This window comes from bacterium (assembly GCA_022616075.1).
GTDB lineage: Bacteria > Acidobacteriota > HRBIN11 > JAKEFK01 > JAKEFK01 > JAKEFK01.
This window is the reverse complement of the sequence record JAKEFK010000016.1, coordinates 1-14,197: the sequence shown is the minus strand read 5'-3', so window position 1 is coordinate 14,197 and position 14,197 is coordinate 1. Positions and strand designations below refer to the sequence as shown.

Genomic DNA, 14,197 nt, shown 5'->3' with positions numbered 1-14,197 from the left:
TGCGTCTCGCAGTCCCGTACGAACTCAACAATCTTGACCCTCACTACAGGACAACCCTAAGTAGTTTCTCTATCCTTTCAAATTTTTATGAAACACTAGTGACTTCCGATGCAGAGATGAAAATCCAGCCCCAGCTTGCCGTCCGCTGGGAAAATCCGAATTCTTTCACCTGGATTTTTCATCTGAATCCCGCCGCAAGATTCAGTGATGGAAAACCTTTACTTGCAGAAGATGTAATCTATTCTTTCCGACGACTGTTGTCCGACCAAACCCTGGAGGCCAGCTCCTACCTGAACGGAGTAACAGAAGTTACAGCGCTGACTACCCGGACCATCAAGGTTGTAACGTCTCAACCCAGCGCAATTTTTCTGAATCGCGTTCAATTCGTCCCGATCATTCAAAACGGCGCCGCTACAGATAATCTTAAAAGAAATGTTCTGGGTAGCGGGCCATATCTTGTTACGGAATGGAAGCCGGGCGCGATCATCCGCATTACGAGAAACGAAAACTATTGGAGCAGAAAGCCGAAGGTTCGGGTTGTTACGTATTATCTCGAACGACGGCCGGAGGAAGCTCTTCGGATGATCCAGGATGGTTATTGCGAGCTTGCACAATACAATCGAAAAGATGCAGCAGCAAAAATCGCTGGAGAAAAACGCTTACAGGTTCTCAAGCGGCCGAATCTCTTTCTAAAACTGTTGAGCATGGATTTGGTCCGCGACAAGACGCCCCATTGCAGCGTTGAACCGAATCCACTTCGAAACAGACTGGTCAGACAGGCGATTCATCTGGCGATTGACCGAACGGCTCTAATCAATGCTGTGTTGACAGACGGTTTGCCTGCAATCGAACCCGTACCTTCTTTTGTGTTCGGATTCAACCCGGAAATTGCTGCACCGGTTTACAATACCGGGAAGGCAAAAAGTCTACTTCATGATGCAGGACTTCCCGGCGGCTTTCCGATTACCTTACACACAAGAAATATATTCCACAACGATGCAATCGAATTGAAGAAACAGCTTAAGGAAATTGGGGTGCAATTAACGTTAAGCATTTGGCCTGACTCAGATTATTTCGCGATTCGGGATCGCGGTGAGACCACGCTGGCGCTGGATCAATTCGGAAGCGCAACGGGAGATGCGAGCGAAGTTTTAAACGATGCCTTTCATTCGACTGATTCGGAAAATGGATACGGACGATACAACTACGGGAATTACACAAACAAAGATTTCGATCGCGATATTGAAGCATTGAATCAACTGGAAAATATGGATAGCCGCCAGGCAAAACTGGCGGAGTTGATGTCAAGGTCAATGGAAGAACTTGTCTGGATCCCTCTTTATTTTGACCAGGACATCTACGTTCTGGATCGTAAAGTGCAATGGACTCCCCGAATTGATAGCCACATTTTCGCCCGCGATTTTCAATTTTAATCACTTGGCGTTCTTGGCGGCTTTGCGGTTAAGAATTTAGATCCTAGAGATTAGCATCCATAAGAAGGGGATGTGGACCGCAAAATGAGCGATGATGCCGGGCCAGGTGTTGCGCAGACGCTGAGCGACGAAAGGTAACGCGAGTGAAGCTGGAAGCATTTGAATTTGCTGCCAGGGCATGAATAGATGAAACGCATTCCATAGGAATCCATGGACTAGCCACGTCCATTTCCCGTAAACAAGTTCCTGGCGCGGCAGAATGTAACCGCGCCACCAGAATTCTTCGCCCAGAACATTACATGCAAGAAACCCGAGCATGCCTGCCAGAATGAACCAGTTTCCTTTTAAGGAAAGATCCATGAAATAGTTCGGATCCTTTTCAAACATGCGAATGAGGATTTTTGGCTCAGGGAAAAAATCGGCAATCCAGGTGTAAGTAAAAGAAAGCAATTGGATGGAGCCGAACATGAAAGCCGCCAGACCGATCGTCCAGATCCAATCCACCGGCCGGATTCTGCGCAACCGAAAGCGTTCCAGAAATGCCTGCCGATTCCAGGGATGCCCTTCCTTGCGATAAAAACGGAAGGAAAGCAAAAATAAAAGTAAGAGAGGAACGCCAAGGGCCACCAGAAAAGTAATGAAAAGACGAACCCCCATGAGATCCATTAAAGGAGCCAATCCCCAGAACATCAAAGTCATCAAGAGGAATGGGAGACCCAAATAAAGCAGGCTGCGCGGAAAAGATAAAGGTGGGATCGATTTAGTATCCATTTGCCAGGAGTCCACTCATCCGCTTATTCTGTAATTTCATCACCTTTGTATTGACACAGGTCACACTTTACAATATTCAATGGTTTAATCAACCAAAAGAAGTGCCATAGCAATGAGTAATGAGCAATGAGATAGTGTATCCGAGGTCTCATACTCATTGCTGATTACTCTGGAACTCTTAAAAAAAGGATATAGGATGCATTCAATCAAAATCGTCTTAGTCATTTCTCTGCTTCTCATAAGTAGTTTTTCTTTTGCCGACTGGCCTTCCTGGCGAGGGCCGAACCAAGATGGCGCTTCACCAGAAAAGGGGCTGATCTCTCAATGGTCAGTCAGTGGTGAGAATCTCATCTGGAAAGCGGACTTTGTGGGACGTTCGACTCCAGTTGTCATGAATGGCCGCGTGTACGTGATCGGTCGAACCGGTCATGGCATCACGATGCAAGAACACATTGCCTGCTACGATGCAAAAGATGGACGCAAAATCTGGGAGAAAAAATACAACGTCTATAACTCCACAGTTCCTTTCAGCCGATTGGGTTGGGCAAGCCTTGTCGGCGACCCGGAGACGGGAAATGTCTATGCTCATGGTGTAGGAGGTTTGCTGATCTGCCTGGATAAAGATGGAAAACAGTTGTGGATACATTCTTTGACTGAAGAGTACGGACATCTTTCCGGCTATGGCGGCCGCACAGATACTCCCATCGTTGATGAAGACATGCTAATCATGGGTTTCGTTAGCTCTAGTTGGGGAGATCAGGTTCCACCACGCCATCGCTTTCACGCTTTTGATAAACGGACGGGTGAACTGCGTTACATCTCCACCCCGGGCGGCGCTGTATATGACTTCAACGTTTATTCCACTCCCGTTGTTGCTGTGATTAACGGTGAACGGTTGCTGATCGGCGGAAATGCCGATGGCGCAATCTACGCAATCCGAGTCCGAACCGGTGAAAAGGTTTGGGGATTTCTATTGAGCAAACGCGGCATCAACTCTTCAGTCGTAGTGGATGGAACAACTGCTTACGCTACTCATAGCGAAGAAAATGTTGATGAAGCTACGATGGGCCGTCTGGTTGCGATTGATGCAACCGGCAAAGGCGATATTACAAAGACTCATGAGCGATGGCGGTATACCGTGGAAGCGGGATACGCTTCTCCAGCAATTCACAACGGCATAGTTTATATCGTTGACAACTCAGCGAACCTTTATGCGTTTGACGCAAAAACGGGATCACTCCATTGGAAACAGAATCTTGGAACAGTGGGAAAAGGATCGCCGGTAGTTGCAGATGGGAAAATTTACGCAACCGAGGTCAATGGCACGATTGCGATTTTGCAGCCAGGGGCGGATAACGCAAAAGTTCTTGACTCAGAAAAAATAACTGTCAAAGGAGCGCGAACAGCCGAAATCTATGGTTCACCTGCGATCGCATACGGAAGAATTTATTTCACAACAGAAGAAGGAGTTTATTGCATTGGCGACAAGAAGGCGAAATTCAAAGCGGAACCTTCCAAAATGATTCCCGGTGCCGGAGAACAGCCTGCGGATAAAGGCGCTGTCCCTGCATTTTTGCAGGTGGTACCTGCCGATGTCATTTTGAAACCAGGCGAAACCACCCAATTCCGGGTGCGAGCATTTAACGAGAAAGGTCAATATTTGCGCGAAGTCGGAGGAGCCTGGACTGCGGGAAATCTGGGAACAATCGATAACACTGGAAAATTCGTCGCAGCTGCAAAGGGAGCATTTGCAGGCATACTGACTGGGGAAGCCGCTGGTTTGAAAGCAACTGCCCGTGTGCGTATTATTCCAGATTTGCCTGTGCACGAAGATTTTGAGACCATCGAACTGGAGAAAAGCCCTTCCTACTGGATCGGTGCCACCGGCAAATTTTTTGTCCGCAATAAAGGGGGCAAGAAAGTGCTTGTAAAGACAATCCTTGAAAGAGGCCTGCAGAGCGGCGATGTTTACATCGGTCCACCCTCATGGAGCAATTACACAATCCAAGCAGATGTTCTGGGCGCAAAAAACAAGCGGCGTCTTCCGGATATGGGGATCATAGCATCCGGCTATAAGGTCAGCATGATGGGGAATCATCAGCGTTTGCAGCTCGTATCCTGGGATTCCGAACTTCGCATCAATCAAACGATTCCCTTTAAGTGGGAACCTGACACATGGTACACGATGAAATTGAAAGTGGATACGAGTGGCGAGAAAGGAATCCTCCGCGCGAAAGTTTGGCCAACCGCAGAGAAGGAACCGGATCAATGGACCGTGGAAGCGGAAGATCCCCTTCCCATCCGGTCCGGCAGCGCTGGAATCTATGGATTCTCAAATGCAGAAATCTACTACGACAATATTAGAATAACGAAAGAGTAAATTATGAAATTCAAATATCTTCTTTTTATCGTGCTTCTTGTTTCTTTCACAGCTTTTTCTCAGCAACCTGAAATCAATATGTTCGGAGGAACACCTTCCCGAAACATGGTTTCTTCAGAAAAGAATCTTCCTGATTCCTGGGATGTGAAATCCGGAAAGAACATCAAATGGACCGCTAAGCTCGGATCGCAAAGTTATGCGGGGCCGATTGTGGCAAAAAGTAAAGTGTTCGTCGGCACAAACAATGAAGGTCTGCGTAACCCAAAGCTGACTGGGGACCGGGGCAACATCATGGCATTCAACGAAGCCGATGGAAAGTTTCTGTGGCAGGCTGCGCATCCAAAGCTCTCCGCCGGGCGAGTGAACGATTGGCCTCTGCAAGGAATTTGCTCGACTCCTGCCATTGAAGGGGATCGTCTGTATTACGTCTCCAATCGTGCTGAACTTGTTGCTGCGGATACCGAGGGTTTTCTGGATAAGGAAAATGACGGACCGTTCGTGGAAGAAGCGGATAAAAGCGAACTCGACGCAGATTACATCTGGAAATTTGACATGATGGAAGAGCTCGACGTTTTTCCTCACAACCTCGCGGCGAGTTCTCCCTTGATTGTGGGCGATCTGATTTTTGTCATCACCGGCAATGGTGTGGATGAGGGACACATCAATATCCCTTCTCCCCAGGCTCCCAGTTTTATTGCTGTGAATAAGAAAACGGGGGGACTGGTTTGGGAAGATGCTTCTCCCGGCGAAAAGATTTTGCATGGACAGTGGTCCAATCCATCGTACGGTATCATCGGAGGTAAACCGATGGTTTTGTTCGCGGCCGGCAGCGGATGGGTGTATGCATTCGAACCGCAAACGGGCAAACCTCTATGGCAATTTGATCTGAATCCAAAAGACGCGGAGTGGGAACTCGGCGGAAGCGGCACACGAAACTATGTAATCGCCACACCGGTGATTCACAATGATCGAGTTTACATCGGTGTAGGTCAGGATCCGGAGCATGGCGAAGCGCCGGGACACCTCTATTCCATTGATCCAACGGTTGGTGAAGGAGACATCACAGCCAAGGCAGCCGTCTGGCATTTGGGAGTTGACAAGTTCAATCGCACACTTTCGACTGTCGCGGTTCATGAAGGTTTAGTGTACGCAGCGGATCTCAGCGGAAATCTGTACTGCATCGATGAAAAGACAGGTCAAATCTACTGGACCTACGAAGCATTTGCTGCAATCTGGGGCTCCCCTTTCGTTGCGGATGGAAAGGTCTATCTGGGAGATGAAGACGGCGACGTCGCGATTCTGAAAACAGGAAAGACGAAACAGGTGATCGCGGAAATCAATATGGGAACTGCGGTTTATACTACTCCTGTGGCACGCAATGGAGTTCTATTCATCGTGTCCAGGGAAAGTCTGTTCGCGATTCAGAATAAATAATACTTTCAGGAGTTCATCAATGTTCCGAAAGTTTTTTTTGCTAGTCGTACTCTTCCTAGCCTGTTCGGCTTTTGCCGATGACAAAACGGAAGAGTTTTGGAACGCGGTTCGTAAGGGAGACGTCGAAAAAGTAAAAACCTTTCTGGCGGAAGGAATCGATGTAAACGCGAAGAATCGTTACGGAGCAACAGCTCTGTCCTTCGCCGCCGATAAGGGACACGTTGAGATCGCCCGTCTATTGATCGAAAAGGGCGCGGATGTAAATGTAAAAGACACATTCTATAGAGCCACACCGTTGTCCTGGGCAATCTATAACAAACACGTCGAAGTCGCACAACTCCTGCTGGAAAAAGGTGCGACTGACGTAACGGATGCGCTTGGAGCCTCTATTGACAGCAAGGATTCTGCGATGGTCAAGCTGATTCTAGAGAAAGGCAAATTGAAGCCGGAAGAGTTGAGTGACGCTCTTGAGTTCGCCAAACAAGTTCAAGACCAGAGTATTGTTGATGCGTTAAAGCAGGCGGGAGCGAAAGAAGCAACCCAGTTTGCTGTGCCGGATGAAATTCTTCAAGATTATGCCGGAACCTTTCGCAATGAATCCGGAAATGAAGTGACTGTGGGAATCCAGGACAAGAAAGTGCTGCTGCAGTCGGCCGGTGCTGATCCCTTTCCATTGTCGGCGGTGGACAATACGACTTTCAAATCGGGTGGTTTCTCCATTACTTTTTTCTCCAAAGAAAACAAAGTCGCCGGATTCAACGTACAACGTCCGGATGGTTCCACCACCGTTTACAATCGCATGGAAGTGAAGACAGCATCAGCGGAACCACCTGCTGAAGTTCCAAGAGTGGTAAGCGCGCCGCCGGTAGGATCTTCTTCGTTCAGCGTGAAGACTGGGGGAAACTGGCCCTCCTTTCGTGGATTGAATGCAACAGGAATAGCTGATGGAGAAAATCCACCTACCGCATGGGATGCCGGAAAGTCAGTCAACATCCGCTGGAAAACTGAAATCCCGGGTTTAGCGCATTCCAGTCCGGTTGTCTGGGGGAATAGAGTTTTTGTTACCACTGCGATCAGCAGCAATCCAGACTCGAAGCTGAAACACGGACTCTATGGCGATGTCGCTCCGGACAAAGATTTATCGAAACACACCTGGAAAGTTTATTGTTTGGACAAGCAAACCGGAAAGATTTTATGGCAACGCCTGGTCGCTGAAGGAGTTCCCGAAGTGAAGCGACATCCGAAATCGACTCAAGCAAATTCCACGCCTGCGACCGACGGCAAGCATCTCGCAGTTTTACTGGGTAATGGAGAACTGCTGGTTTATAACATGCAGGGGGATCAGCTCTGGAAGAAGGATCTGGGCGTACTGAACTCCGGATGGTTCTACGATCCCGATTACGAATGGGGCTACGGTAGTTCCCCTGTTCTTTACAAAAATCTGGTGATTGTTCAATGTGATTTACACAAGAATTCTTTCATCGGAGCGTTTGATGTAAAGAGCGGAAAACAGATATGGCTCACTCCCCGCGAAGAAATCCCATCCTGGGGTTCCCCTACAGTTCACGTTGGAAAGGACCGCGCTGAACTGATTACCAACGGCACTGGTTTCATTCGCGGCTATGATCCTTTAACAGGCAAAGAATTGTGGAAGCTTGCGGGAAATTCAGAGATCACCGTTCCCACACCATTTGTTGCTCACGATTTAATTTATGTTACAAGTGGATACACTCCTGTCCAACCAATTTATGCGATCAAACTTGGGGCAACCGGTGATATATCTTTGAAGAAGGATCAGGAATCGAATCAATTTGTCGCGTGGAGCAAACAACGAGGTGGTCCATACATGCCTACCCCGATCGTGTATGGAGATTACCTTTACACATGCGCGAACAATGGCGTTGTAACGGCGTACAACGCGAAAACCGGTGAACGCATTTATCAACAGCGTTTGGGAGGGAAGGGAAGCTCGTACGCTTTTACCGCATCTCCTGTTGCGGCGGACGGAAAACTCTATTTCACGAGCGAAGATGGAGAAATATTTGTTGTCAAAGCGGGACCAACATACGAAGTCTTATCAGTGAACAAAATGGGTGAGGTGATTCTTGCAACGCCGGCAATCTCACAAAAGACATTCATCGTTCGCACACTAAACCACGTATACGGCATCAGCGAATGAACCGGGGTAACGCGGGCGTCTCGCCTGCAGAGCTAAAATGAACAATCTGCAAAAGAGAATCAACAAAGCTAAGGACAAGCTGGATGCGCACGTCCGTGAAGTCGTTCAGTGGCATTTTCATCCGGATACCGGCTGCCCGTTCTGGTTGGAGTATGCGAAAAAGCTCGATTTTGATCCACGCGAGAAAATCCGCAGCTACGAGGACCTGAAACTGCTGGGACACTTTGAAGATGAATGGCTTCGTGGTGGTCCTGTGCGCCGCTGGTTGCCCAAAGGATATGCAAACAAACCGGTTTATGTTTTTGAAACGGGTGGTTCGACCGGAGTGCCAAAGAGCAGAATCAACATCCGCGATTTTCAAATCGACTACGAGATGTTCAGCAATACTCTATCCAATGAAAGCTTCCCACCGGGCAGCGATTGGTTGATGCTGGGACCTAGCGGGCCACGCCGTTTGCGACTTTCCGTTGAACACCTGGCGCAACACCGCGGCGGAATCTCATTTTGCGTAGACCTGGATCCACGCTGGGTCAATAAACTCATCAAAGCAGGCAAATGGCAGGAACTGGATGAGTATAAGAGACACGTGATCGATCAGGCTTTGATCATCCTGAAGTCGCACGAAAACATACGCTGCGTTTTTACAACACCGAAACTGCTTGAAGCGCTTTGTGAAAAAATTTCGCTTGTCAAATATGGAATCAAAGGAATTTTTTGCGGAGGAACAGAAATGAATGCGCAGTTCCACCGCTTTGCGCGCGAAGAGCTGGTACCGGGAATCGATTTTGTTCCAACTTATGGCAATACGTTGATGGGACTGGCTTGCAATAAGCCGTTTAATCCGGCAGATAATTACGCAATCATTTATTACCCGCCGCATCCACGCGCTGTTTTCGAACTCGTGGACCCAAAAGATCCGGAAAAGCCGGTAGAGTATGGTCAAACAGGTCGCGTTATGTTGACCACGCTGACAAAAGAATTCTTCATGCCTCGTTTCCTGGAACGGGATGAAGCCGAACGCGCAGAACCCATTGATATCTATCCCTGGGATGGAGCAAAGAACGTTCGTTTATTCTCGCAGCTTCAAGACAGTGTGGTTGTTGGAGTTTACTGATGCTTCATATTCCCATTCTAAGAGCGGGTCAACCTTACAAGAGTTTGAACACGGTTCGCGTGGCCCACTTTCAAACGGGTGAACCCTTTGTGGAAGTGAGTCAGGCGAACACCGGACTCATCTCGAAAGATCTAACAGCAGCAAAAGAACACCGAAATGCGCTGGAGACTTTAACCGTTTCTGAGCTTATCGTGATCTGCAAGCGGGCCGCTCATGTCTTCTCCGGATCCAATTTGATGCTGGATGACGAGCACCAACAGTCTCCGGAAGATTACATTCGCCAGACTTCCGCCACCACAGGAATGCCGGAAGTCCTTTGCAGAAAAAACATGGCGAAAATCCATCTCGTTCTGGACAACATGGAATCGGTGCTTTACGGACTCACACGTGGACTCAATCTTTCCGTTCTGGATAATGGTTACGGAATGCAGAACGGACATGAAGTCAGTTATCTGTGCCTTTCGAATGTATTAGGAGCAATACTTCCAAACAATTCTCCGGGAGTTCACACTCTGTGGCTGCCTTCCCTTCCGCTCAAAGTGCCGGTTATTCTGAAGCCAGGCCGCGAGGAACCATGGACGCCTTACAGGATCGCGCAGGCTTTCATCCAGGCGGGATGCCCTCCTGAGGCGTTCGGCTTCTATCCGACAGATCATTCAGGCGCCACGGAGATCATGCTGCGTTGTGATCGACTTATTTTATTTGGCGATGAATCTACGGTTTCCAAATGGGCGGGAGACCGTCGTGTTCAGGTTCATGGTCCGGGACGAAGCAAATTGCTCATTGGGAACGATAAAATCGCGGAGTGGTACAAATACTCTGATGTGATGGTTACATCTGCGTTGGAAAATGGAGGCCGCTCCTGCATCAATGCTTCCGGTGTTTGGGTCCCTGCGCACGGGAAAGAGATCGCTCTTCATCTTGCGAAACGTCTTGTGAAAATTGATGCGCTGCCGATGGACCATCCCCATGCGCAGATTGCAGCTTTTGTAAATCCACAAGTTGCTCAACGCATTTCGGAATTGATCGATCGCTACTTGCAGATTCCCGGAGCGGAAGACATGACTGCAAAATTGCGGGAGGGCGGCCGTCTCATTCAAAAAGATGGCTGTACTTTCTTGCTGCCTACCGTTATCTGGTGTGAGGATCCTGAACATCCGCTCGCGAACATAGAATTCCTCTTTCCATATATAAGCGTGATTGAAACGCATCAGGAAGAAATGCCGCATCGCATCGGCCCAACACTTGTTGTAACTGCTCTGACCGAAAACAAACGCTTTATCGATCAGCTTCTCAGTTCCCGAAACGTTGACCGGTTGAATATCGGACCCGTTCCAACCAATCAGGTTTCCTGGTATCAACCTCATGAGGGAAATCTGTTCGAACACCTCTACCGCCAACGGTCCCTCCAAACCGTTTAAGGAGCTCACGCGTTATGGTCCGCAGGCCCTCCCCTGGGACGAATTGTTCCGATGCAAGGAGCGTCAATCATAAGATTTTGTCACAAGCCCGGGGATCCTCGAAAAGTGTTTGATATTTTGCGTGATCAAAACCTCGTTATATTCAATGGCAACGCTCGCAATCAGAGTATCGATGACACCGATCTCCCTTCCTTGAGCCCGAAGCGAGCCATAAAGCACTCCAAATATTCGTGCTGTTGATGTGCCGAAGGGAAGTACTTCAAACAAGGCGAGAATCTCATCCAGGGACTCTCTTTCTCTGCCAGTGTGCGTTTGAATGCCCGCGTAAAGCTCAGCAATCGTAAACAGTGAAATTGTAAGGGAATGTCCATTTTCCAATAATTTCTTCAGAAGATTTGTAGCCGGTCCAGTTTTCCGGCGCCTCACCTCCCGAATCAGATCAACGAGGAAAGTCGTATCAAGGCAGGCCATCCCTAGCGCCTTTCGCGCAGCTTTTCTTTTCTGAGGACCTTCGAAACGGAGGTTATATCCCTTAATGCCTTCTCGGAAAGATCACTTTTTCGTATTGTCCTTAAAAGATCTTCCAAACTTGGTTTGGGCCGAAGCCTCCTTTTGATCACCTGGCTGAAGGATTCCCCTTCTTTTTTTTGATCCGCCAGAAGCTCGTAAGCTTCCAAATCGATCGTAATCGTTTTTACAGCCATTCCGGCCTCCATGCACTTACATGCACTTACTATAAGTCATTCGCGGTAGATTGCAACATCATTTTCATTTTCAGACTATCATTCAAAGAAAGTGAAAAGGCAGCGAGAGAATTCCCATTTTCAAGTTGTGCTGGATGATGGCGGCCGATTGTCACGCCGCAAAACGGAACTTTTGTCCGATTGTGCCTACCTGTTCCAGGATGAGTTAGAAGTGGGCGGCGTGCTCACTTCAACGGTGATCATGTGCGCAGCGTGGCTTCTGGAACTCTATGAAATGAATTCCGGTGAGATCCTTTTTATCAAAGGACAGGAACACATTCACGCAACCGCAAAACGGTTTGGAGTTTTCTACCCACCTTTTTCGATTGCTCAGCCTTATTTTAAGAATGCGAAAGCCCGGTTGATAGGAATCGCTGCGACAGCGTCGCTGCCGTCCGGGCTCATCAACTCCCCAACAATATTTGAAGTGCCGGTCTTCAAAGCTCCTGAGTGCGCCGCAAATGCAATTGAAATATTGAAAGCCGGACAGAATCACCAAACAGTCGATAAAAACCCAAAACCATCTTTGCTTTCTCACAATGCGAAACGTTTGATTGACGAAAACTATCTTTCCTACCCATCGATCGCGCGCATAGCAGGGCGGCTTAACGTGACGCATGAGCATCTCTCCCGCCAATTTAAGCGGGACCTGGGAATGAGTCCGAGTGAATATCTTCGCCACTTGCGCGTTGCAGACGCCCCGCTCCGGCTTGCCAGAGGAGAAGAAATCATCGATGTCTCTTACGAGGTCGGCTACAATGATTTGAGCCGCTTTTATAAGCAGTTCCGCAAAACTACACACACTGCGCCGGGGAAATGTAAAACGATCCTGCGCCCCACTCAAAAGTAAGATCAAAAAACGCCAAGACTTCGCGGGAATCCGCGCGTAGACTCGTCATCGTGGAGGGAAAATGCGAAAAGTAAAATATCTTGTTGCGAACAGTCTCGATAACTTTATCGCGCGCAAAGATGGATCGGTGGATTGGCTTTTTCATGAAGGGGACTACGGTATGCGGGAATTCTTCGCTTCCATCGATACGGTGTTGATGGGGCGCAAGACTTATGAATTTGCCCTCGCTCACAGTCCGAAGCGCAAACAAAAGAACAAAAGCGCAAAACCAAAAAAGAAAGCCTCCTCTAAGCATGCGATTCAGACCTATGTTTTTTCGCGTACGATACAGACCACTCCCGATGAAGGCGCCACAATCATCTCAGAAAATGGTAATGAGTTCGTCCGAGCTTTGAAAAATGAACCCGGGAAAGATATCTGGTTGATGGGAGGAGGAGATCTGGCGAGAAGTCTGTTTGTGGAAAATCTGGTGGATGAAATCAGCCTAAACATTCATCCGGTTTTGCTGGGATCAGGAATTCCACTCTTTCCCGAAATAGGCAGACAGCTTGATTTGGAATTGCTCGATTGCAAAACGCACAAAAACGGCTGCGTGCAAGTTGCCTATCGCGTGAAAAACTGAACAGAAGCGGTTATTATGGGATCATGACGGATTGGCCACAGCTACCTTTTCCCGAATGGAAAGACACCTGTGCCACTCTCCACATGTGGACACAGATTGTCGGCAAGATCCGGCTCACCAGAACGCCTTGGGTGAATCATTCCTGGCACGCTACGCTTTACGTTACCTCACGGGGCCTTACGACTTCACCCATACCGAACGGTACGACCACATTTCAAATTGATTTCGATTTCATTGATCACAAGCTCTTGCTCCAGACCAGCGATGGCGCTGTCAAGACAATGGCGCTTGCTCCTCGTTCTGTTGCAGACTTCTACAAGGAATTATTCGAGCTGCTTGCTGACCTGAATTTAAAAACAAAGATCCACAAAGTGCCAAACGAGGCGCCTTCAACGATTCCGTTTGATAAGGACACGGAACACGCATCTTATGATGCTGAGTATGCCAACAGGTTCTTTCGTACGCTTGTGCAGGTTGACCGCGTGTTTAAGAAGTTTCGCGCCCGCTTTATTGGAAAATGCAGTCCCGTTCATCTATTTTGGGGAGCTTTCGATCTTGCTGTCACCCGTTTTTCCGGCAGGCGCGCGCCGGAACATCCAGGCGGAATACCGCATCTTCCGGACTGGATTACGCGCGAGGCATATTCTCACGAAGTAAGCAGTTGCGGATTCTGGCCGGGAAATGAACAACTCCCACAACCGGTTTTTTATTCCTATGCGTACCCTGAACCCGCAACATTTCGGAATGCGATCGTTCATCCGGACGATGCTAGTTACAATCCGGATTTCAGAGAATTCCTGTTACCGTACGAATCGGTTCGATTGTACGCATCGCCTGAGAAAACGTTGCTTGAATTCCTTCAGAGCACGTATGAGGCAGCCGCCGACGCAGCGGCGTGGGACCGTTCTGAGCTGGAACGAATCGGTGAGTTTTAGAAGTCAAAGTAAGCTTCTCATTGCTATATTCTTCACGGGAATAACGTTTGCCGGTGAAGTTTATTCGGCCGGTCTCAGCTTATCGGATGGCAAGTTCCTGGTTGCAACGCGACAGCTGACTGATCCCCGGTTTATGCAAACTGTTGTCCTATTAATTCGATATAACAAAGAAGGAGCGCTCGGTCTGATCATCAATCGCCCGACAAAAGCGAATGTTTCCGATGCACTTCCCGACCTTCCGATCTTGAAACGATTGAAAGATACTTTGTTCTTGGGTGGCCCTGTCGATTTATCCAGAATGTTTTTATTGCTTTT

General features: G+C 48.4%; 13 protein-coding genes. 10 read left to right on the top strand and 3 right to left on the bottom strand.

The window, feature by feature from the left end; all coding sequences use genetic code 11:
- The coding region (locus L0156_01285) for an ABC transporter substrate-binding protein (protein MCI0601626.1) at positions 1-1,433 on the top strand (1,433 nt) is incomplete at its 5' end.
- A 36-nt stretch (positions 1,434-1,469) separates the two neighbouring features.
- Here the strand turns inward: L0156_01285 and L0156_01280 are convergent.
- A complete protein-coding gene (locus tag L0156_01280; GenBank protein ID MCI0601625.1) occupies positions 1,470-2,204 on the bottom strand; it encodes a CPBP family intramembrane metalloprotease in 735 nt (244 codons plus the stop codon).
- A 196-nt stretch (positions 2,205-2,400) separates the two neighbouring features.
- Between L0156_01280 and L0156_01275 the strand changes: the two genes are divergently transcribed.
- From L0156_01275 to L0156_01255, 5 genes are read left to right on the top strand one after another with little or no spacing between them, the layout of a single operon-like run.
- On the top strand, positions 2,401-4,584 hold the full coding sequence (locus tag L0156_01275) for a PQQ-binding-like beta-propeller repeat protein (GenBank protein MCI0601624.1): 2,184 nt from the start codon (positions 2,401-2,403) through the stop codon (positions 4,582-4,584).
- 3 nt (positions 4,585-4,587) lie between these two features.
- Positions 4,588-6,018 (top strand): PQQ-binding-like beta-propeller repeat protein, encoded by a 1,431-nt coding sequence (locus L0156_01270; protein ID MCI0601623.1) that lies wholly within the window; start codon positions 4,588-4,590, stop codon positions 6,016-6,018.
- A 19-nt stretch (positions 6,019-6,037) separates the two neighbouring features.
- The gene (locus L0156_01265) at positions 6,038-8,197 is read left to right on the top strand and encodes an ankyrin repeat domain-containing protein (GenBank protein MCI0601622.1); all 2,160 of its coding nucleotides are present in this window, start codon (positions 6,038-6,040) and stop codon (positions 8,195-8,197) included.
- Between the two features lie 37 nt (positions 8,198-8,234).
- A complete protein-coding gene (locus L0156_01260; GenBank protein MCI0601621.1) occupies positions 8,235-9,311 on the top strand; it encodes a hypothetical protein in 1,077 nt (358 codons plus the stop codon).
- Entirely contained in the window at positions 9,311-10,732 is a 1,422-nt protein-coding gene (locus tag L0156_01255) for an aldehyde dehydrogenase family protein (GenBank protein MCI0601620.1), read from the top strand. The genes L0156_01260 and L0156_01255 overlap by 1 nt, the downstream gene beginning before the upstream one ends.
- A gap of 63 nt (positions 10,733-10,795) precedes the next feature.
- Here the strand turns inward: L0156_01255 and L0156_01250 are convergent, their stop codons facing one another.
- Positions 10,796-11,203 carry a type II toxin-antitoxin system VapC family toxin gene (locus L0156_01250; GenBank protein MCI0601619.1) on the bottom strand — a complete coding sequence of 136 codons (408 nt, stop codon included), beginning with the start codon at positions 11,201-11,203 and terminating at the stop codon, positions 10,796-10,798.
- A gap of 2 nt (positions 11,204-11,205) precedes the next feature.
- Positions 11,206-11,436: a hypothetical protein gene (locus L0156_01245; protein MCI0601618.1), complete on the bottom strand. Its 231-nt coding sequence runs from the start codon at positions 11,434-11,436 to the stop codon at positions 11,206-11,208.
- A 91-nt stretch (positions 11,437-11,527) separates the two neighbouring features.
- On the opposite strand from L0156_01245, the gene L0156_01240 reads away from it, so the two are divergent.
- The 4 genes from L0156_01240 to L0156_01225 form a co-directional block, all read left to right on the top strand.
- A complete protein-coding gene (locus tag L0156_01240; GenBank protein MCI0601617.1) occupies positions 11,528-12,325 on the top strand; it encodes an AraC family transcriptional regulator in 798 nt (265 codons plus the stop codon).
- Positions 12,326-12,386: 61 nt separating this feature from the next.
- On the top strand, positions 12,387-12,947 hold the full coding sequence (locus tag L0156_01235) for a dihydrofolate reductase family protein (protein ID MCI0601616.1): 561 nt from the start codon (positions 12,387-12,389) through the stop codon (positions 12,945-12,947).
- A 23-nt stretch (positions 12,948-12,970) separates the two neighbouring features.
- A complete protein-coding gene (locus tag L0156_01230) occupies positions 12,971-13,882 on the top strand; it encodes a DUF5996 family protein (protein MCI0601615.1) in 912 nt (303 codons plus the stop codon).
- Positions 13,872-14,197 (top strand): YqgE/AlgH family protein (locus L0156_01225; protein MCI0601614.1); only part of this gene is annotated, 326 nt, incomplete at its 3' end. The genes L0156_01230 and L0156_01225, both read left to right, overlap by 11 nt.

What these genes read in the sequence shown, in the direction of transcription:
- L0156_01280 (MCI0601625.1), bottom strand. Translation starts at nt 2,204, where the DNA reads ATGGATACTAAATCGATCCCACCTTTATCTTTTCCGCGCAGCCTGCTT.
- L0156_01275 (MCI0601624.1), top strand. Translation starts at nt 2,401, where the DNA reads ATGCATTCAATCAAAATCGTCTTAGTCATTTCTCTGCTTCTCATAAGT.
- L0156_01270 (MCI0601623.1), top strand. Translation starts at nt 4,588, where the DNA reads ATGAAATTCAAATATCTTCTTTTTATCGTGCTTCTTGTTTCTTTCACA.
- L0156_01265 (MCI0601622.1), top strand. Translation starts at nt 6,038, where the DNA reads ATGTTCCGAAAGTTTTTTTTGCTAGTCGTACTCTTCCTAGCCTGTTCG.
- L0156_01260 (MCI0601621.1), top strand. Translation starts at nt 8,235, where the DNA reads ATGAACAATCTGCAAAAGAGAATCAACAAAGCTAAGGACAAGCTGGAT.
- L0156_01255 (MCI0601620.1), top strand. Translation starts at nt 9,311, where the DNA reads ATGCTTCATATTCCCATTCTAAGAGCGGGTCAACCTTACAAGAGTTTG.
- L0156_01250 (MCI0601619.1), bottom strand. Translation starts at nt 11,203, where the DNA reads ATGGCCTGCCTTGATACGACTTTCCTCGTTGATCTGATTCGGGAGGTG.
- L0156_01245 (MCI0601618.1), bottom strand. Translation starts at nt 11,436, where the DNA reads ATGGCTGTAAAAACGATTACGATCGATTTGGAAGCTTACGAGCTTCTG.
- L0156_01235 (MCI0601616.1), top strand. Translation starts at nt 12,387, where the DNA reads ATGCGAAAAGTAAAATATCTTGTTGCGAACAGTCTCGATAACTTTATC.
- L0156_01230 (MCI0601615.1), top strand. Translation starts at nt 12,971, where the DNA reads ATGACGGATTGGCCACAGCTACCTTTTCCCGAATGGAAAGACACCTGT.